We start from the raw sequence: 17,580 nt of genomic DNA on the forward strand, positions 1-17,580 counted from the left end.
TAGTGCTTAAACGCGTTAATTTAAAATTTCGCAGGGGGGATTTTTATGAAAGCTGTTCATCCAGAACAAATTATTGATAACAGTCGCTTTCGTTCCTTCCATTTTTCTATTATTTTCTGGTGCTTCTTCATCATTCTTATGGATGGGTATGATGTAGTCATTTATGGCTCGGTTGTCCCTTCCTTAATAGAAGAGTGGAACATATCTTCCGTAACAGCAGGGGCCATTGGAAGCTATACTGCTGCCGGCACGGCTGTCGGTGCTGTACTTTTCGGATTATTGGCTGATAAACTGGGCCGAAAGAATGTCATCCTGCTATGTACCATCCTTTTCAGTTTGTTCACCGCCCTGTCGGCATTTGCTGCAGGACCGACGATGTTTACGGTATTCCGGGTGATTGCGGGACTGGGACTTGGCGGAGTTATGCCGAACGTAATTGCACTCTCCACTGAATATGCCCCGAAAAAAATCAGGGCTGCGATGGTTTCCTTTATTTTTTGCGGGTACTCGATCGGAGCCATTGCGGCTGCATTATTCAGTAAATCCATTTTACCTGCGCTTGGCTGGCAGCCGATTTTCTGGATCGCAGGTCTGCCCTTATTGTTGATCCCTTTTATCGCAAAAAGTCTTCCAGAATCAGCAAGCTTCCTGTTAGCCAAAGGGAAGGAAGATAAATTAAGGGAACTCTTGCAAAGAATCGATCCGGAAACAACACTAGATGAGAGTACTACATTTGAGAAGCCTGAGCCTGCAAGAAAAGGCCTTCCACTGTTGAAACTTTTTGAAAAGAAACGGGCGATCAGCACGATTATGTTCTGGATCTCCTGCTTCTCCTGTTTTGTACTTATCTATGCGATGAATACCTGGCTGCCGAAATTAATGATCGAAGCGGGGTACAGTTTGAGCTCAAGTTTAGTGTTTGTCGCTATGATGAATGTCGGTGCCATCGTCGGCACAGTTATTTTTGGCAGACTCGCGGACAAGTGGGGCTTTAAAAAAGTAATGGTTCCGCTTTATATTGTCGGAGCTGTGGCCTTGGCCAGTATCGGTCTGACACAGAATCTTATGTTGGCCTACCTGTTAATTGGGATGATCGGGGCTGCATCTGTTGGTGTGCAGAATATCAGCAATGCCTTTGTTTCTCAATACTATCCCCCTTCCATGCGTTCCACCGGGGTGGGGGCTGCAATGGCATTTGGCCGGGTAGGCGGCATCTTTGCTCCAACATTTGTCGGTATTCTTTTAACCTTGAACATGTCTGCCCAGGTGAATTTTACTGTCATCGCCATGGCCGCTGTTCTTGGGGGTGCAGCGATTTTGTTTGTTCAGGAAAAACATGCTCATTATAATAGAGAAGAGAAATCGTATGATGGGGACGGTAAAAGGAAAGAAGTTGTATGAGCTTATGATATGTAAAAACAAGCTGGGTCACTGCTGCCCAGCTTGTTTTTAATGGCTCAATCATAATTCCCTCACAAGAATTCTTAGCTAAAAGACTTAATATCAAGTCTAAGCGATAGTTACAAAGTGGCTGTGGTTTAGTGTGGAAATGAACTAGTGAAGCAAATGAATTGAATGATCAAGGGAAAAAGAAGAATAATAAAATGGTGCATTATACTATTTTTATATCTCGCTAAAATTAGGAAAAGGTGTGGTTTTTATGAAAGCTGTGCAAGTCACAGGATATGGGGATGCCGATAAGTTAAAAGTAGTGGACATTCCTATCCCTGAACCAAAGGAAAATGAAGTCCTGGTAAAAGTAAAAGCATGTGCTATTAATAATACGGAAATCTGGATGAGAGAAGGGGCCTATGGTACGGGGGCTAAGTCCGGCTGGAGACCAGAAGGGGTGCAATTCCCGCGTATTCCTGGATCAGATATAACTGGAGAAATTGTGAAAGTTGGCAGTCAAGTAGATGAATCCATGTCAGGAAAAGATGTCGTTTTATTTCCTTTTACTTCTAGTGGGGAAGAAGGGAGTGAACATATCTCTGAGGATATGTCATTTATAGGATCAGAATATGATGGGGGTTATGCAGAATACGTAGTATGGCCTGCGGAGCTTTGTTATGATATGCCTCTTGCTTCTTATTTAGAAAGTGCCGCTTTTTCAGTAAGCGGGTTAACGGCTTGGCATATGGTCAAACAAATTCAGGTTCAACCTGGAGAGACGATAATGGTCACAGGGGCAAATGGTGGAGTGGGTTCTTTAAATGTCCAAATTGCATCTAAAGTGTTTGGTGCTAACGTTATTGCAATTGTAGGTGACTTAAATGATGAGAAGATAATGAAAGAATTAGGTGCCACATACGTTTTATCCTATAAATCCGAGAATCTTGCAGAAGAAATTTTAGAGGCGAATGAAGGGCCGGTTGACTCTGTGCTGGATGTGGTAGGGGATGCTTTGTTTCCCACCTCTATACAAGTATTGAAAAAAGGCGGCAAATTCTGTATCTCCGGGTCCGCTGGCGGCCAAAAAACAAACCTTGATTTTAGGACAGTGTATCTTAAACATATTACAATGTATGGATCTGTGCTGGGGACAAGATCAGAATTTAAAGATATGCTGCAGGCGATAGCTGAAGGTAAAATAAAGCCAGTCATCGACAAAAGCTTTCCTTTAGATAAAGCCAAAGAAGCTCAAGTATATTTTAAGAAAAAGGGGAAATTAGGAAAGATCTTATTACTCTCTGAAGAATAAGTCAATTTGTATTTGTGAAACTTTTGTGAAAATAGGCTTTACTTTAAGGAAAGGTTCATATATAATTTCCAATGTAAGAAAAAATTATCAGAAAGCGAGGTCGAAACCAATGATGAACACGTTAACTTTGAATCAAGCTGTACAACTAAATCGACCTGCGCTATTTATTAGACCCTAAAACGTTATTCTAAAAATAGGTTCATAACAGCCGCAGGTAGTGCATATTGTATTCCTGTGGCTTTTTTGCGTCTTCATAAACGAAGAGCTTTAAAGCAGAGCCGCAGGATCCCTGTGGCTTTTTTGGGCCTTCATGAACAAAAAGCTGTTTAAAGCGGAGCCACAGGACACGGACACCTGTGGCTTTTTGTTATGGAATCAAAGGGTATTTTTTACTCTTTTGATATAATCTTACATTTTTAAGGAGGTGAGCAATGATGACCATGCATTTCTTTATTTTTACGATTCGTGTAAACCGGCGGGAAAAACAAACGTATTCACCGCTGCCTGGTTACCGACCGAGTGCTCATGATCAATGGCTGGACCGAAAAGCAACTGCCAAAAATATTTTCTAAGAAAGGGAGTGTAACCGATGGCTGAACTATTGAGGATTGAATTTATGAACTGGTTAAATGCGGAGAAGGATTCCGCTTAGTGACAATCACGTAGGAGGAATAAACGATGAGAATTAACTTTTTGATTTTTGTAATATCATTTGAAAAAATGGCGCCGGAAGATAGAGATCGTTCGGCTGAGCGTGCCCGATTAATTAGTGATCGCATAAACGAAAGAAAAATGAAACAACGTCAATTGTATTAATAAATCTCCGCTTTTGGAGGCAAATATTAAATAACACATTTGAGCTGCTATGACTCTAACTTCTACTGGAGTCTGGCAGCGCACATTTAAATATGGTGCCTGACTCCCGCTCTGCTAAAGCGTTAACGCAGTGGGGGCAGGCACTTCTACTAAAAAAAGAAAAAAGTGGGTAAAGTCACCCGTCGATGATCTTATCCACTAATCTTAGTATGTTTTATTAAACAGCTTTTTTCCTGAAAAATATACTTACAAAATTAGCCGCTTTTATTTTAGGGTGTAAGAAAGGTGAAACGTGAACTTTATATTCTTTTTCTTGAATAGCCTTTTTCAACTGATCAATGGTTGTGCATTCCGGAATTTCATTAAAGGTACATCCGTAGTGAAAACGCTGATCAGCACTACTGCCGCTCACAGCACCGATTTGAAGGTGAGAAGCTAAAGCTTCCATTTCAGTTTTCATAGTATTCCCATATCTGTATAAGTCTTTTCCGTTAATTTCGAGAGCATCAAACTGTTTTAAGGTTTCGTCTTTATGATGGAGCCAAGGATTGGCTTCTCTTAAAGGGTGAGCTGCAATTTTCAATACATGATGATGATGAACTAACTCCATCAATTCGTCCGCACGGATCCCCTTCTCTTGAAGACTTAGCTTCTTATAAATGAGCTTGACAGTCTCCCGATCAGCAATAATTAAAAAGCTCCCTTTGTCTTTAACATTAACTTGCATGCCAGGAAACACTTTTAGTCCATTTACATCATAATAATCATTTACATAAGGGAAGTTGTTATCGAGCATGTTATAGAAATTAGTAAAATTAGGGTGGTTAACATTTTCCGTTAAAGCTAACGCATCTAGTCCATTTAAGCTTGCTTCTTCCATTTTTTTAATAAATTCATCTAAAGTAATGGGTGATTTTCTTGATAGATTTGCGTGGGTATGAAAGTCAATGTGCATTTAGCTCTCTCCTTTGTTTTTACTAACGAATCATCAGCTCAAGTAAGATCCTAACTATCTATTATTGTAATCAAACATTATTAAGGGAATTATTGTAATATGTTTACTCAATGTAAATTTTTCTGAGGTATATTAATTTACTGATAATATCGAGTGGCAGAATAGTGGAAGATGTGCCTGACCCTCTGCTAAAGCGTTAAATCCCCGGTGTTGACTGAACGCGCTGAACCGTCAAACTACCTTGCGTGCAGGTGGGCAAGTTCTTTCCTCAGAAAATAAAAGGAGAAAATGGTACGCTGGTCGAATTCAAGTTGACTTCAAAAGACGAGGGAACGATACTTAAAGTAGTTGAAAGCGGCTTTTCAAACCTCGTGGAGCCGCATATAAAATGAAGCACTAATAATTAGAAGAAATAAATAAAATAAGGGCGGTTAAATGATTCTGGAAGCGGTAATGCTGCAAGTTAAGCGCAACCCTTTCGAGAACCGTCTACAATCATATCATCCATGCACGGCTACATATCCCACAAATTGCAGCGATGTATGGAAGTTCAGGGGAAATGTTTAGTGAAGTGGGAAACATTAGAAGACCATACCGTTGGATTTAGGCAATCGAAAGAATATCAAAAATGGAAGAGCCGATTACATCATTCCTATGCCACCTTTCCAGAAGTTGAACACTTTGAGATTAAGTAAAGGGCGTAGGTATAGACTGTATAACTTTGGAAAATTAAAAAGTAAGGTAAAATTGATTTAGATATTTCTAGGAGGGATTATTTTGACAGCAAATAAAAGTCAGCGGGTATGTGAAAAAGGACATAAGTATTACAAAAGTAGTGATTGTCCTACTTGCCCTGCATGCGAGAGAGAGAAAAAACCTCAAAGCGGCTTCCTATCAAAACTAAGTTCACCGGCCAGAAACGCCTTAGTTCATGAAGGAATTGATAGTTTGCAAAAGCTTTCCCTGTATACAGAAAAAGAGATTCTAAAACTTCATGGCATGGGACCAGCATCCTTGCCAATTTTGAGAACTTCCCTAGAGAAAGCAGGTTTATCATTTAAAATAAAATAATTTATTGTTCCAACAGGATACGAGCAAGAGGACATATAAAGGAAACTATTTTGGTGATTAAAAACTCAAAGAAATTTTCCTGGCGTCCGGAAATAGAGTAGTAACTTTTTAGATGAAACGGTACAATGTTAAATATCTGAATATTATGAATGAGTATGTAAAGGGGCTGGTATTATGAAAAACAATAATAAGGTGGTAAACATAGGTCGGATCGTTCTTTAGTTTAAAAATTTAGTAGGAGATGAGCGGTTGAAAGCATTATTCTTTTTATATGATGGGTATGTTGATTGGGAAATCAGTCCGTTGTCTTATATGTTAAGTGTGTCTGACATCGATGTTAAAACAGTTGCTCTGACTGAAGAAATCACTCATGAAGGTAAATTCAGGATCAAACCCGATTTTAGGATCGAGGAATGTGATCCAACACATTATGATGTTTTGATCATACCTGGAGGAACGCCGGCACCACTGGATAAAGAGGAACGTTTATTGAATTTCATCCGCCGATTTGATGAACAAGGAAAATATATTGCAGCTATATGTGGAGCTCCGACTTTCCTTGCAGCAGCAGGTATATTACGTGAAAGAAAATACTCAACCTCAATTGATGAACCGGAGTATCAACATTATTTTGATGAAACATTTAAAAGTGAAGCAGACGTGACCATAAGTGAAAATGTGATTACCGCTGAAGGGAATGCCTATATCGAGTTTGGCATCGCCGTTGGTAAAGAGCTGAAGATTTTCGACGACCGTGAAGACGAGTTAGAAACGATCTTGTTTTTTAAGAATCAATTAAGGAGTTAAGTATTCTATGGTCAACCTTTAGGTTGGCCTTTTATGTCTTCTCGATATTGAGTCTTTTAATTTTTAAATGAAATACGGATGCTGATTTTTCATTGAACTTTCCAAGGGTTAACGGAAGAAACATACATAAAATCAATATATTCAATTTCTGCTCCTGAGAACGTATCCCTTCTCGTCGTTTTTCTGATTTCCTGTACAGAGCAAGAAAAGGTGCTTAAATTAAATGAGAAATCCTTTGATTTACTTTATATCTTCAAAAATTCGAAAATGGTAAGACAAAAGAAGAGCTGACTAAAACGGTTAAAAACAATTCAATGATTCATACTGTTTTGGAGAGGATTCCCGGTCTGGAGGTTCAAGAAAGTAACGAGGAGTTTTATGCCAATGTTAGAGTCCCAGGATTCTTACATGTTTAATTTCTTCGAGAGTCAGACGTTAGAGACGGGTCAAGTGCCTTACGCTTTTTACATACTAGAGGAGGCCACATTTGTATTTACTTTTGATGATATAGACTCTGTTAGAGAAAAACCACTCCTCACAACTGAGAATCACCCGCGGTTGTTAAAGGGTATAAAAAAAGTGTTAGATGTAGATTTTTGATTCATACTTTTTCATGTTGTTCGTCTTTAACAGACAGTAATATTTTTAAGAAGGGGGAGGTTCAGTGAAGAAGCTTCTGCTATTAAAATACTCTCTTATGGCCATAATAGGTGTGTTGGGCATGACTACGGTTGCCTTTTCTGTATTTCAATTTAGGAACCCTGAGCGGTACGGCTCTCCGTTATTTCTGCTAGTCTGTATTTGTGCAGGGTTAATAGCTTATCTATTTATTGAAGGGAAAATAAAAATTCATAGAAAATATCATGATGACAATAAGTAATTATTATCTTGAAATCTAGTCTTTTTTCGTTAGCGATTTAGAAAAATAATAAAGGAGTATTAAACTTTTTATAGAATATACAACTTGATGAGTAAAGTCTAGAACGAAATCAGGAGGTTATTTATGGGCAGATTAGTTCATTTCGAAATCCACGTGGATGACATGAATCGGGCCAAGGAGTTTTACGGAGAAGTATTCGCATGGAAGTTTGAAGATTGGAGCGAGTATGCGGGAATGCCTTATTTTGGTGCCGTAACCGGCGATGAAAAAGAGCTGGGTATTAACGGTGCATTAATGCAGCGGCAAAGTCCTCCTCCAGAACCAAACCAGCCTTTAAATGGGTTTGCCTGTACAATGAATGTCGAAGATTTTGATTCTATTGAATCTAAGATTATCAATAATGGAGGCAAGGTCGCAATGCCAAAATACGCTCTCCCCGGAATGGCTTGGCAGGGATACTTTATTGATACAGAAGGAAACATCTTTGGTATTCACCAAACGGATGAAAATGCCAAGTAGCCGTTTGCATTAGTCTCATGTAAAGAACCTTTTTGTATGGCAGATAGCGAAACAGCCTTCGTCTTCTAAGGAGAGACCAAGGCTGTTTCGTCTTTTTATTTAATTTCTTAATTTTTATTCCTGAAAAAGTACATTGTCAGTGTACCAAACACGGCAATTAAACCGATGGAGATGTAGGTAATGACTAATAATTCGCTGGTTACATCATAGCCATGAATCAATCCCCTGGCTGCATCAACTACAAAGGTAATGGGGTTGATATCCACAAAATATTGCAGCCAATCGGGCATAGTAGATGGATCAACAAATACGCTGCTTAAAAAGGTGAGGGGGAATAACAGCATCATACTTATGGCCATAAGTGCTTTTTCTGAGCGGACAATGATCCCAAGCATCGTCCACACCCATGATAAACTAAAAGAAAAAAATAGAATAATCAGGACGGCAAGGATGACTCCTGTAAAGCCTGCTTCTGCACGAAAGCCTAAAATGTAGCCAAGTGTCACCATGATGGTAGCGGCAAGGGAATACCGCACGACATCGACGAGCAGCGCCCCTACCAACACAGCAGGCTGCCAGATCGGCAGTGAACGAAAACGATCAAAGACGCCTTTTTCAATATCTTTATTTAAATCGAGTCCGGTATACATCGTAATCATTGCGACGGTCATGACTAAGATGCCCGGCAGAACAAAGTCTAAATATTCTCCTGTTGAGCCAGATATCGCGCCGCCGAATAAGTACGTAAACATTAATAGAAAGATAATCGGGAAGATCGTTACATCAAAAAGCTGCTCTGGAACATAGCGTATTCGTAATAAGGCCCGCCATGCAAAGGTTAGAGCGGCGTTCATCGGCGAAGCTTTGGACGGGCGTTTCTCTAACGTGATAGATTTTTCTAATGAATTATTCTCCACTTTCTTCCCCTCCTTCCTGTTTCGCCGGCTTTCCGGTAATTGTTAAAAATACATCATCCAAACTTGGCTGCTGCATCGAGAAGTCTTTGACTGCGATCTGCTGGTTCGCCAATTCTCCAATCGCTTTTGCAGCTTTTGACTGGTCTTTCATCGTAACGGAAATCGTTAAGCGACCGCGGTCCACTTCAGGTGCCTGGGTGAACATCCCTTCAAAAATGGATTCTGCTTTGTTTAAATCCACTTCGTCTTCGAATTCAATCACCAGGCTTCGAACCCCAATCGATGATTTCAATTCTGAGCTCGTTCCTTCCGCAATTAGAACGCCGCGGTCAATGACACCGATAAGATCAGCAAGCTGATCGGCTTCTTCTAAGTATTGCGTCGTCAGAAATACAGTTGTTCCTTTTTTGACTAAGGCTCGAATGATCTCCCACACTTCGTTCCGGCTTCTTGGATCAAGGCCGGTGGTTGGTTCATCTAAAAAGAGCAGTTCTGGTGAAGTTACAATACTGGCGGCAATATCAATTCTTCTTCTCATTCCGCCGGAGTATTTCTTTACCTGCCGCTTCGCGGCATCTTGTAATTTAAAAGCGGCTAATAATTCATCGGCACGCTGTTTTGCTTCTTTGCGGGAAAAACCAACTAACCTGCCGATGAATATTAAATTTTCCCGGCCGGAGAGTTCTTCATCCACTGAAGCAAACTGACCTGTCAAACTGATCGACTGCCTGACGTCATCCGCTTCTTTTGCCAGCTCATATCCCATGACTTTCGCCTGTCCTTCTGTTGGCTTCAGCAGTGTGGCCAGCATACGGATCATCGTCGTTTTCCCAGCTCCATTAGGCCCGAGGAAACCATAGACAATTCCCTTCGGTACCTTTAAGCTTATCCCATCTACAGCTCGTTCTTTTCCAAATGCTTTAACTAACTGATCGGCTTCTACTGCATAGGTTGTGTTTGAATGTTCCATTGAGATGACCTCCCTCTTTCCATTCCATTTTACCATAGGGCAGAAGTCTTGAGCTTTGTTTGTGTAAAAGGATGAAGCCCCTAGATTAAGGTTTATTTCAAATTGTATGTAGACCAAATATGGAGAATGAAAAAGAAAGAAATGAAGAATAGCAAGTAAACAAAAACGATAAATATAGGATAGAAGAAGAGGAAAAAATGAATTTTAAAGGAGATTTTGGTACCAGGTACAGAAGAGAGAGAAAGCTGTACCAGGTACCAGTGCTTTTATTCTGTGTACCTGGTACAATAATGAGTGCAAAAATTGATTTTTTTACTTTTATGGTTCGGGAGGGGATATGAAGTGAGAAGGTACATGTATATTTGGTTTTTAATTGCTGTGAGCTTTGGGGTAAGTTTGTTTGTGCTCCCGTACTTGCCGGAGCAGGTCGCCATGCATTGGAATATCTATGGAGAGGCTGATCAATTTTGGAACAAATCAATTGCCGTTTTCTTTATCCCGCTTTTAATGCTCGGAATGGCTGCTTTACTGGTTCTTCTGCCAAAGATTGATCCTAACAAAGCAAATTTTAAAAAGTTTTCAACCAGCTACCAAATGATTGTCCACGTCATCCTCGTATTCCTTTTTCTGCTGCACGTAGTGACACTTGGCTACAACTTAGGGTGGGCCATCGATATATCACTAGTGATCTTCCCTGCTGTGGGGTGTCTTTTTATCGTCTTAGGAATTTTTATGCCTCGTATTCAGCCTAATTATTTTATGGGCATTCGAACGCCCTGGACGTTGGCAGATGATAAAACGTGGAGAAAAACGCATGAACTAGGCGGCAAAGTGTTTGTCTTGGCAGGAGTATTAATATTGTTAGTTTCTTTCTTACCTGGCTCATATAAATTGATTAGTTTCCTCGTTATTATAATCATTATGATCTTCCTATTAATGATCTCTTCTTATAGATATTTTAAGAAATCTGAATAAACCATACAAAGAAAAGAATTGAAAAAGTTACAGCTAAAGGATACGTGACAAAAGGGTTCAGCCTTAAAACAGCTGGCCCTTTTCTTTTCATCCAATTGTTTATCTATCACTTAAATGTCTACATAAGTATTTCCCCGAAAGGTGTATACGATAATTAAATGAACAGTTGTAATTTAACGAATACTCAATTGAAATTAAGAACAAATTTGCTTACAACTACTGGACAAAATTGGATAAGTAATGGTTTTCATACCAAATATTAAAATTTAATATAACATTTAATGGCTTTTTTTGAAGAGGGGGAGTGAATTATAACGCCAATCCTGTCGGAGAGTAATCTTAACAAGACGGTATAAAAGAGTTCCGATCTGTAAGTTTACCAACCAGTTAGTGTTTTATTGGTGGAATAGTTATATCACTTTCCTCTTGCAGAGAGATATGCAACTCCCGTTTATTATTTATTGAAGCAAAAAAAACATCCTTTCGATCAATAATACCTTGTAGGGATAACTGTTGTTCTATCCATTCTTCGTTAAGACTAAATTTGTTTAGGACATCTGAATAAATGGCACCTTCTAAAATAACAGGATAAGATATCGAAGAAGTTGTTTTTACAATCTTCATATCATCTAACGTAACTGATTTTTTTTGGGGTTTTTTTAACACGCTTAAGTTCCCGTTTGCTTCGATAATGGCTGTTTCAACTTCACTAATATCAAAAACATCTTTTTCCCTAAGCATTTGAAGTATATTATCAATAGAATATCGGATTTTTTTTAGGTTTTTATTAAGAAATTTTCCATTTTGAATAATAAAAGTAGGTTCAAATGTAAGTAATCTACCTATCGTTCTATTTGAAATTTTCCATTTTGCCACAACCTTTTGGAGACTTCCGATACCAATTAAAGCAATGACAGTCGGGACATGTTTAATATCAGGGTCTGCGATATCGGCTCCAACAACAGCTCCTAATGTGACAATAATTAAAAAGTCAAAAATGGGCAATTCCCCAATGGCACGCTTTCCCATAAATAGGGTGATAAACAACAACAAGGGCAAAACAGTAATTATTCTTCCAAGAACCAAAAGTATTTCTTTCATAAATTCAAGCATTTTCACACCACTTCCTGAACTATTTAATGTACAAAAATAGCTTATTGGATATATTTAGCTAAGCTGATAATGGAATGGTTTATAAGGTAAATAGATTGTTTAGGCGAATTAAAGTCTTCTAAGGTTCATTTGTGATATCGTGACTTTTATATAACTCTTAGTATTAGTTGCACTATTATCTTCCCAGGAATTACTACAACTCACTATCATCTTCTCCAAGACTTTAACGATGAATACCATTCATAATAATTAAAACCATGAGACTCATTAGAAGAAGGATTTTAATACTTCCTATGTTCGATGTGCATCTTACTAACAATAATTTTCAAACTATACTGAAAAATCCTTTCATTATCTCCAATTTTACGATAATAGAGCTTTTTATGTAATGGGAATACACTTTCAGAGACCAGAGGATGGTCTGAGTTAGCTTTGTTTAGATGAGGAAACAGGGGAGGAGCGGGCCATAAGGTCCCTTGAGATAGGAAGTGACCGTCCAGACGAAAAGTATGAGTCTTATGTGAAAAATATACAGAAATTATTGGAAGAGTTAGAATATGTAGTAGGAAAGCTTATATTTATTGCGAATCAGTATGATATTCCCCAAACGCAAACATCAACGTATGCATTTGGGGATGAAGGATAAGAAAATCTAATTTTTAGATCCTGCTGCTCCGCCACTGCTGATTTTTATCTCAACGTCATAGGTGATAGAGGCCTGTGCAAAGTATTGATCCCAATCCGCTTTGATTTTTTCCCATTCTTTCGGATATTTGATTCTAAATGATTCACTAAACTCGGCCACATCCGTCTTATACTCCTGTTGAGCCTTATTCATAGCTTGTTCCATTAAATCTTTGACTTTGTCTTCAGTCAAACGTTCCACTTCTTCCAGTTTTTCTTCTTTAAAGGAGTTACCAGGATAGGTCCAATCTTCAGATATCCAGCCCTCTGACTTAATTTTAACGTGGAAAGAAGCTGTGTCGTTTTCCCATTGGGGAGTGATCGTAGAATGCAAGGATTGGAGCTCATAAATGATTACATCTTTGTTTTCATTGAATACTTTTACAAGCCCTCCTTCTCCATTTCCTGTAACCCAGTTTACTCCTTCAACCTCCTCCTTATTTAAAAAGCCAATCAGCTTTTGTTCATGTCCTTTAATCACACCGGCTCCATTCATTTTTATTTTTCCATCGATAACATCGATATTCTGCAACAGGAAGCTTGAATTGCTGGTGAGTTTAGCCGCTACATCTCCAACTCTCATGCTTTTAACTAAGCCCATAGTACGTGCTCGGTTGGTCTCGATTCCTTCGATATGTGTACTAGGAATATCCTCGTTGCCTTTTACTTCCAAAATACTTTGAGCTTCCCCGCTTGTTACATAGACAGTTGGACTCATTCTGGACACGTTATCCCTGAAAACCTGGTTAAGAAGATTGCTCATCTTATATTCTTGAGCAATACTTTCATTAAGTATGAGTACTTTTAAGTGTTGAGCAAAGATTGGATTTGCTAATTCTAATGATAGGTTTCTTATAATCTCGTGGACAGCACTGCCTGTTAAAGATACATTCTGAAAAGCAGGTTGGACAGTAGAAGAATCAGAATTACTTTCAGAACTCGCAATTTGACTCGTATATTTAATCGGTTCCTCGTCATTCTCGGATTTATCAATACCCATCCCCATTACAATGGAAAGTTCATCAATATCAGAACTGTCCCAGCATCCGGTCAGAACGGCAAATAAACAACTTGTCAGGAGGAGGTAGCTGATTTTATTGCTAATTTTTTTCACCTTCTTTTAACCCCGCCATCCATGATATCCCTAGTAAAATAGCAGGGATAATCATAGCGAAGACGAAACTTACATAACCAATCATCGTTCCCATATCGGATATTTGATTAAGACTTTTCGGTATTAAGGAAATAATATAGATGACTGGAAGAAGAGAATAGGTTATTTTTTTAAAATCTACATTTAATATATGGGAGAGCCCAATGGCAGCAATGTAATGACAAACGATATAAGTAAAGAAGATTTGAATCAGCCAAACGACCAAAAACATCGACTCAAATCGCTCGAAAATTATTCCGGTATATTCATATTGCTGAACTAGTGTAAAGGTTGGCCAAGTTTCTACCTTAATACGGTCGACAGATAGCGCTCCGGTCACTACTATGATGGTGACCAAATAGAGAACAATAGGAATTCCTATCCCCCATCCAATGACTCTTTTGGCGTGTGCAGGAGTTTTCATAAAGGCCACCCAAACGAGCAAGAACTCAACACCGCTATTTGTTAACAAGGTAGGCGTAATTCCCTTTAATGCAGGGATAACTCCTAGTCCAAGTACTGGACGGATATTATCTAGATCAAACACTTTAAAACCCAGTAATATTATTGTTAAAAAGATAAGAATAGTAATGGGAAATAGAAATTCAAAAAGTCGAACAATGGGATTAATTCCTCCTACCAGTAAATAAGTCCCGACCCACATCATAGAAATCATCAATACAGAGAGAGGTGTGTCTTCTAATAAATGGAATTTAGTTAGCTCAGACATTGACCGAATTTCAAAACTGGCCAAAGTGATTACATAGATGATAAAAATGAGACTGATTATAGTTCCCAGCCATTTTCCAATAATGATTTGATTAAATTGAAAAAACGTTTTTTGAGGAAAGCGAAGACTCAAAGTTATAATGATAAATGCTGAGAATATAGTAATTCCCCCGCCCATTAGAATGGATATCCACATATCAGGGGTGCCAACTTTTTCAGCTAAAGTCCGAGGCAGCGTAAAGATACCTACAGCTACAAGAGTCGAACCTACCAACGCAATCGTTTGAGGAGTCGTTATTTCGTTAGTGCCTCTATTCAAACGCACTCCCTCCTTATCTATTTCTTCTGCGCATCAAATCTTTAGGGAAGAGCTCTTTTGGTCTTTGTTTCATCGTAAAAAGGGGAAGCCTGAAAATAAAATCCTTTAAGTCATTTACACTATATAATGTACCGGGAGTCACATAAGGCACTCCAAAACTTCTAAGTTTAACTACGTGTATACATAAAGCTAGAAAGAATAAAATGATCCCGTACAACCCTAGAACTGCTGCAGAAAACATGGCTAAAAAGCGAAGCATCCGCAGGGCGATACCAGCTCCATATTGGGGAGAAACAAAGGAAGCAATCGCAGTTGTGGCCACGACGATAACCATAATTGGACTCACTAGTCCCGCCTGAACAGCAGCTTCACCTATGATAAGGGCCCCTACTAAGCCAACGGTTTGGCCGACTGGACTGGGCAGCCGAAGCCCGGCCTCCCTCAGCATTTCAATTGCCACTTCCATAATTAAGGCTTCTATGATCGTTGGAAAGGGGACTCCATCTCTAGTACTAGCGATAGCAAGGGCAAGTTCTGTTGGGATCAAGCCTTGATGAAAAGAAACAAAAGCAATATAAAAAGAAGGCAGAAATATACTAATCATAGCAGCGCCATAACGCAGCATACGGATTAGAGACATGGACAACCATCTCTCATAATAATCTTCCGGGGACTGCAGCATCATGGAAAAGGTTGTAGGGAGGATGAGAGCGAACGGAGTCCCATCCAATAAAATACTAACTCTTCCTTCTAATAAACCACCCATGACTCGATCAGGACGCTCTGTCGATTGAACCTGGGGAAATAATGAAAGATAATTATCTTCAATGAGCTGTTCTATATATCCAGATTCTGGTGCATCATCTAAATCAATGTTATTAATTCTTTCTTTTACCTCTTCCACTAACGACTCGTTAGCCACATCTTTAAGATATACGACTACGAGTTTTCTCTTCGTGCGTTCTCCTACTTCGAAATCAAGCATCGTAAGGTTAGGGTCGTTTGTAAGTCTTCGTAAAATCGAGGTATTATCTCTTAAGTTTTCTATAAAACCAAGTCTCGGTCCTCTAACCAATCCTTCCGTTACAGGTTCCTCAATAGCTCGAGTTTTCCATCCTTTCACTCCCAACACAATAGCTGTATTTAAACCATCAATAATTAAAAGGGCTGATCCCGAAAGAAGTTCCTTTAAACTCGTTTGGAAGTCATCTGCTTCTTTAACGTCAGTGATTCCAATTACATGATTAAATAAATAATCTTTTACGTTTGCTTTTTTTAGCTTTTCAAATGAATGTTTGCTTGAAACTGGCTTCATCAAAGGCAGAAATATACTTTCTTGTAAGGATTGTTTATCTACCAAACCATCTATATGAATCAGGGCACTATCTCGTCCTTCAAAACCAAGTTTAAACCTGCGAATCGTCACATCCGAATTATTCCCAATTGATGTGTTAATATGTTCCAAGTTGCAGGATAACTCGGAAGATATCATGACTTGTTTTTTCTCTTCACATGTAGTTGACCGTTTTCTCGGACGGTTGACATTTTTCCTTAGCTCCGTAAGTTTATGAAAACAAATTGAAAATATTAATGGAACCACTAGAATCGTCAAGGCACCCATATACACATCTGTACGTGAAAAAAAAGAAAGAATTGTATCCATTTTATCCCTCTCCTTATGAATAAGATCCCCCGAAAATTCCCTGATTATCCTTAAGCATTTTAAAAATCGAGAGCGATTATGAAGTTAAGAAATTCTGTCGTAATTATTCTAAAAAAACACAGACCAAAAATTTAGTCTGTGTTTGCATTACGTCTCATTTTTAGAAGTAATATAAGTCTTTACTTTTGGGGGTTCATAGAAATAGAGTTGGTTTAATAAACGAGCTGGGTCCGGGTCTGATAAAGCTATGGAAAGATACTTTTCATTTAGAAATTGCTCATTACTCATGTGTTTCATAAAATCTAAAAGAGGATCAAAATAACGATTAATATTCAGAAGGCCGCATGGCTTTTGGTGAAGTCCTAATTGAGCCCAAGTAAAGGTTTCTAAGTATTCTTCCATCGTTCCTGGCCCACCTGGTAAAGTAATAAATCCATCAGCTAGATCTGACATTTTGGTTTTTCTTTCATGCATAGATCCAACAACAATCAGTTCAGTTAGGTGTTTATGTGCGATTTCCCTCTTTTCTAGAAAGTCGGGCATTACACCAATCACGTGTCCGCCTTCCTTTAAGATCGTATCTGCCAAGGCTCCCATTATACCTACACTTGCGCCGCCATAAACGAGAGTGATCCCTCTTTTAACCATCTCTTTTCCGAGCTGTTCTGCCCCTTCTATATAAGAGTCAGAGGCGCCGGGGCTTGACCCGCAGAATACAGCTATTCTTTTCATTTTATCCCTCCTAAATTCACCATGTGTATTATACAAAACTTAGAATCCTTTGTTAAACTATCTCTAATGTAAGGAGGAGTTAAAATGGATGTTACTGAATTTCAACAATGGATCAAAGAATATTATGAAAACAGAGGATGGTCTGAGTTAGATATCTTTATTCGAATCGGTTTTTTAGCTGAGGAAACAGGGGAGGTAGCCCGTGCCATAAGATCCCTTGAGATAGGGAGAGATCGTCCAGACGAAAAGGAGGAGTCTTATGCCAATAACAAACAAGAGTTAACAGAAGAATTAGGGGATGTGTTAGGAAACCTCATCATTATAGCGAATAAATATGACATTCCCTTAGAAGAAGTATTCCAAGCACACCAAGAAAAACTTTCAAAACGATATAAAAATAGAAACACACAATAGCCAGAAAAAATATGGCGATACGGATGATCTCACTAGAATTCATGGATGCCTTTCTCCATAGAATTCATAAGAAACCCTTAAACCAAAAGCGATGTTGACAATCGATAGACCAGAAGAAAAAGGAAGGCAGTAAAAGTACATGCCTTCCCTATGTTTAAATAA

Annotated in this window: 20 protein-coding genes and 1 pseudogene; 13 read left to right on the forward strand and 8 right to left on the reverse strand. The window is 38.8% G+C overall.

Annotated features, from left to right (window positions below; genetic code table 11):
- Window positions 1-45 precede the first annotated feature (45 nt).
- The 4 genes from ACGTNH_RS04750 (at window position 46) to ACGTNH_RS04765 (ending at window position 3,517) form a co-directional block, all read left to right on the forward strand.
- On the forward strand, window positions 46-1,401 hold the full coding sequence (locus ACGTNH_RS04750) for an MFS transporter (RefSeq protein ID WP_394585375.1): 1,356 nt from the start codon (window positions 46-48) through the stop codon (window positions 1,399-1,401).
- A gap of 259 nt (window positions 1,402-1,660) precedes the next feature.
- Window positions 1,661-2,701 carry a zinc-binding dehydrogenase gene (locus ACGTNH_RS04755; protein WP_394585377.1) on the forward strand — a complete coding sequence of 347 codons (1,041 nt, stop codon included), beginning with the start codon at window positions 1,661-1,663 and terminating at the stop codon, window positions 2,699-2,701.
- Window positions 2,702-3,132: 431 nt separating this feature from the next.
- Window positions 3,133-3,273, forward strand: coding sequence for a hypothetical protein (locus ACGTNH_RS04760; protein WP_394585379.1), 141 nt, complete (start codon window positions 3,133-3,135; stop codon window positions 3,271-3,273).
- A gap of 106 nt (window positions 3,274-3,379) precedes the next feature.
- On the forward strand, window positions 3,380-3,517 hold the full coding sequence (locus ACGTNH_RS04765) for a hypothetical protein (protein ID WP_394585380.1): 138 nt from the start codon (window positions 3,380-3,382) through the stop codon (window positions 3,515-3,517).
- A 217-nt stretch (window positions 3,518-3,734) separates the two neighbouring features.
- On the opposite strand, the gene ACGTNH_RS04770 is transcribed toward ACGTNH_RS04765, so the two are convergent.
- A complete protein-coding gene (locus tag ACGTNH_RS04770; protein WP_394585382.1) occupies window positions 3,735-4,472 on the reverse strand; it encodes a PHP domain-containing protein in 738 nt (245 codons plus the stop codon).
- A 435-nt stretch (window positions 4,473-4,907) separates the two neighbouring features.
- Between ACGTNH_RS04770 and ACGTNH_RS04775 the strand changes: the two are divergent.
- The 6 genes and pseudogenes from ACGTNH_RS04775 (at window position 4,908) to ACGTNH_RS04800 (ending at window position 7,749) form a co-directional block, all read left to right on the forward strand.
- Window positions 4,908-5,167, forward strand: a pseudogene (locus tag ACGTNH_RS04775) (antibiotic biosynthesis monooxygenase family protein).
- 82 nt (window positions 5,168-5,249) lie between these two features.
- The gene (locus tag ACGTNH_RS04780) at window positions 5,250-5,543 is read left to right on the forward strand and encodes an RNA polymerase alpha subunit C-terminal domain-containing protein (protein WP_394585384.1); all 294 of its coding nucleotides are present in this window, start codon (window positions 5,250-5,252) and stop codon (window positions 5,541-5,543) included.
- 249 nt (window positions 5,544-5,792) lie between these two features.
- On the forward strand, window positions 5,793-6,350 hold the full coding sequence (locus tag ACGTNH_RS04785; RefSeq protein WP_394585386.1) for a DJ-1/PfpI family protein: 558 nt from the start codon (window positions 5,793-5,795) through the stop codon (window positions 6,348-6,350).
- A 384-nt stretch (window positions 6,351-6,734) separates the two neighbouring features.
- Window positions 6,735-6,950 carry a hypothetical protein gene (locus ACGTNH_RS04790; RefSeq protein ID WP_394585389.1) on the forward strand — a complete coding sequence of 72 codons (216 nt, stop codon included), beginning with the start codon at window positions 6,735-6,737 and terminating at the stop codon, window positions 6,948-6,950.
- Window positions 6,951-7,014: 64 nt separating this feature from the next.
- On the forward strand, window positions 7,015-7,230 hold the full coding sequence (locus tag ACGTNH_RS04795) for a hypothetical protein (protein ID WP_394585391.1): 216 nt from the start codon (window positions 7,015-7,017) through the stop codon (window positions 7,228-7,230).
- 123 nt (window positions 7,231-7,353) lie between these two features.
- The gene (locus ACGTNH_RS04800; RefSeq protein WP_394585394.1) at window positions 7,354-7,749 is read left to right on the forward strand and encodes a VOC family protein; all 396 of its coding nucleotides are present in this window, start codon (window positions 7,354-7,356) and stop codon (window positions 7,747-7,749) included.
- Between the two features lie 107 nt (window positions 7,750-7,856).
- Here the strand turns inward: ACGTNH_RS04800 and ACGTNH_RS04805 are convergent, their stop codons facing one another.
- Both ACGTNH_RS04805 and ACGTNH_RS04810 read right to left on the reverse strand, forming a co-directional pair.
- A complete protein-coding gene (locus ACGTNH_RS04805; RefSeq protein ID WP_394585397.1) occupies window positions 7,857-8,666 on the reverse strand; it encodes an ABC transporter permease in 810 nt (269 codons plus the stop codon).
- Window positions 8,656-9,636 carry an ATP-binding cassette domain-containing protein gene (locus tag ACGTNH_RS04810; protein WP_394585400.1) on the reverse strand — a complete coding sequence of 327 codons (981 nt, stop codon included), beginning with the start codon at window positions 9,634-9,636 and terminating at the stop codon, window positions 8,656-8,658. Before ACGTNH_RS04810 ends, ACGTNH_RS04805 begins: the two co-directional genes overlap by 11 nt.
- 342 nt (window positions 9,637-9,978) lie before the next feature.
- On the opposite strand from ACGTNH_RS04810, the gene ACGTNH_RS04815 reads away from it, so the two are divergent.
- Window positions 9,979-10,611 (forward strand): SdpI family protein, encoded by a 633-nt coding sequence (locus ACGTNH_RS04815; protein WP_394585402.1) that lies wholly within the window; start codon window positions 9,979-9,981, stop codon window positions 10,609-10,611.
- Between the two features lie 387 nt (window positions 10,612-10,998).
- Here the strand turns inward: ACGTNH_RS04815 and ACGTNH_RS04820 are convergent, their stop codons facing one another.
- Entirely contained in the window at window positions 10,999-11,724 is a 726-nt protein-coding gene (locus tag ACGTNH_RS04820; RefSeq protein ID WP_394585404.1) for a DUF421 domain-containing protein, read from the reverse strand.
- A gap of 520 nt (window positions 11,725-12,244) precedes the next feature.
- Between ACGTNH_RS04820 and ACGTNH_RS04825 the strand changes: the two genes are divergently transcribed.
- Window positions 12,245-12,370, forward strand: a complete 126-nt coding sequence (locus ACGTNH_RS04825) for a hypothetical protein (RefSeq protein ID WP_394585407.1) — start codon at window positions 12,245-12,247, stop codon at window positions 12,368-12,370.
- A 6-nt stretch (window positions 12,371-12,376) separates the two neighbouring features.
- On the opposite strand, the gene ACGTNH_RS04830 is transcribed toward ACGTNH_RS04825, so the two are convergent.
- The 4 genes from ACGTNH_RS04830 to ACGTNH_RS04845 all read right to left on the reverse strand — a co-directional run bounded on the left by ACGTNH_RS04830 (window position 12,377) and on the right by ACGTNH_RS04845 (window position 17,004).
- Window positions 12,377-13,522: a Ger(x)C family spore germination protein gene (locus ACGTNH_RS04830; protein WP_394585409.1), complete on the reverse strand. Its 1,146-nt coding sequence runs from the start codon at window positions 13,520-13,522 to the stop codon at window positions 12,377-12,379.
- Window positions 13,509-14,609: a GerAB/ArcD/ProY family transporter gene (locus ACGTNH_RS04835; protein ID WP_394585412.1), complete on the reverse strand. Its 1,101-nt coding sequence runs from the start codon at window positions 14,607-14,609 to the stop codon at window positions 13,509-13,511. The genes ACGTNH_RS04830 and ACGTNH_RS04835 overlap by 14 nt, the downstream gene beginning before the upstream one ends.
- Window positions 14,610-14,622: 13 nt before the next feature.
- Window positions 14,623-16,272: a spore germination protein gene (locus ACGTNH_RS04840; RefSeq protein WP_394585414.1), complete on the reverse strand. Its 1,650-nt coding sequence runs from the start codon at window positions 16,270-16,272 to the stop codon at window positions 14,623-14,625.
- Between the two features lie 147 nt (window positions 16,273-16,419).
- Window positions 16,420-17,004, reverse strand: coding sequence for an LOG family protein (locus tag ACGTNH_RS04845; RefSeq protein WP_394585417.1), 585 nt, complete (start codon window positions 17,002-17,004; stop codon window positions 16,420-16,422).
- Between the two features lie 84 nt (window positions 17,005-17,088).
- Here ACGTNH_RS04845 and ACGTNH_RS04850 point away from each other — a divergent pair, with 84 nt between their 5' ends.
- Window positions 17,089-17,418, forward strand: a complete 330-nt coding sequence (locus ACGTNH_RS04850; RefSeq protein WP_394585420.1) for a MazG nucleotide pyrophosphohydrolase domain-containing protein — start codon at window positions 17,089-17,091, stop codon at window positions 17,416-17,418.
- Window positions 17,419-17,580 lie beyond the last annotated feature (162 nt).

Source organism: Halobacillus sp. B23F22_1, assembly GCF_043497005.1.
Lineage (GTDB): Bacteria > Bacillota > Bacilli > Bacillales > Halobacillaceae > Halobacillus_A.

Coding starts and splice junctions, on each gene's coding strand:
- ACGTNH_RS04750 (WP_394585375.1), top strand. CDS start 46: ATGAAAGCTGTTCATCCAGAACAAATTATTGATAACAGTCGCTTTCGT.
- ACGTNH_RS04755 (WP_394585377.1), top strand. CDS start 1,661: ATGAAAGCTGTGCAAGTCACAGGATATGGGGATGCCGATAAGTTAAAA.
- ACGTNH_RS04760 (WP_394585379.1), top strand. CDS start 3,133: ATGATGACCATGCATTTCTTTATTTTTACGATTCGTGTAAACCGGCGG.
- ACGTNH_RS04765 (WP_394585380.1), top strand. CDS start 3,380: ATGAGAATTAACTTTTTGATTTTTGTAATATCATTTGAAAAAATGGCG.
- ACGTNH_RS04770 (WP_394585382.1), bottom strand. CDS start 4,472: ATGCACATTGACTTTCATACCCACGCAAATCTATCAAGAAAATCACCC.
- ACGTNH_RS04790 (WP_394585389.1), top strand. CDS start 6,735: ATGTTAGAGTCCCAGGATTCTTACATGTTTAATTTCTTCGAGAGTCAG.
- ACGTNH_RS04800 (WP_394585394.1), top strand. CDS start 7,354: ATGGGCAGATTAGTTCATTTCGAAATCCACGTGGATGACATGAATCGG.
- ACGTNH_RS04810 (WP_394585400.1), bottom strand. CDS start 9,636: ATGGAACATTCAAACACAACCTATGCAGTAGAAGCCGATCAGTTAGTT.
- ACGTNH_RS04820 (WP_394585404.1), bottom strand. CDS start 11,724: ATGCTTGAATTTATGAAAGAAATACTTTTGGTTCTTGGAAGAATAATT.
- ACGTNH_RS04840 (WP_394585414.1), bottom strand. CDS start 16,272: ATGGATACAATTCTTTCTTTTTTTTCACGTACAGATGTGTATATGGGT.
- ACGTNH_RS04845 (WP_394585417.1), bottom strand. CDS start 17,004: ATGAAAAGAATAGCTGTATTCTGCGGGTCAAGCCCCGGCGCCTCTGAC.
- ACGTNH_RS04850 (WP_394585420.1), top strand. CDS start 17,089: ATGGATGTTACTGAATTTCAACAATGGATCAAAGAATATTATGAAAAC.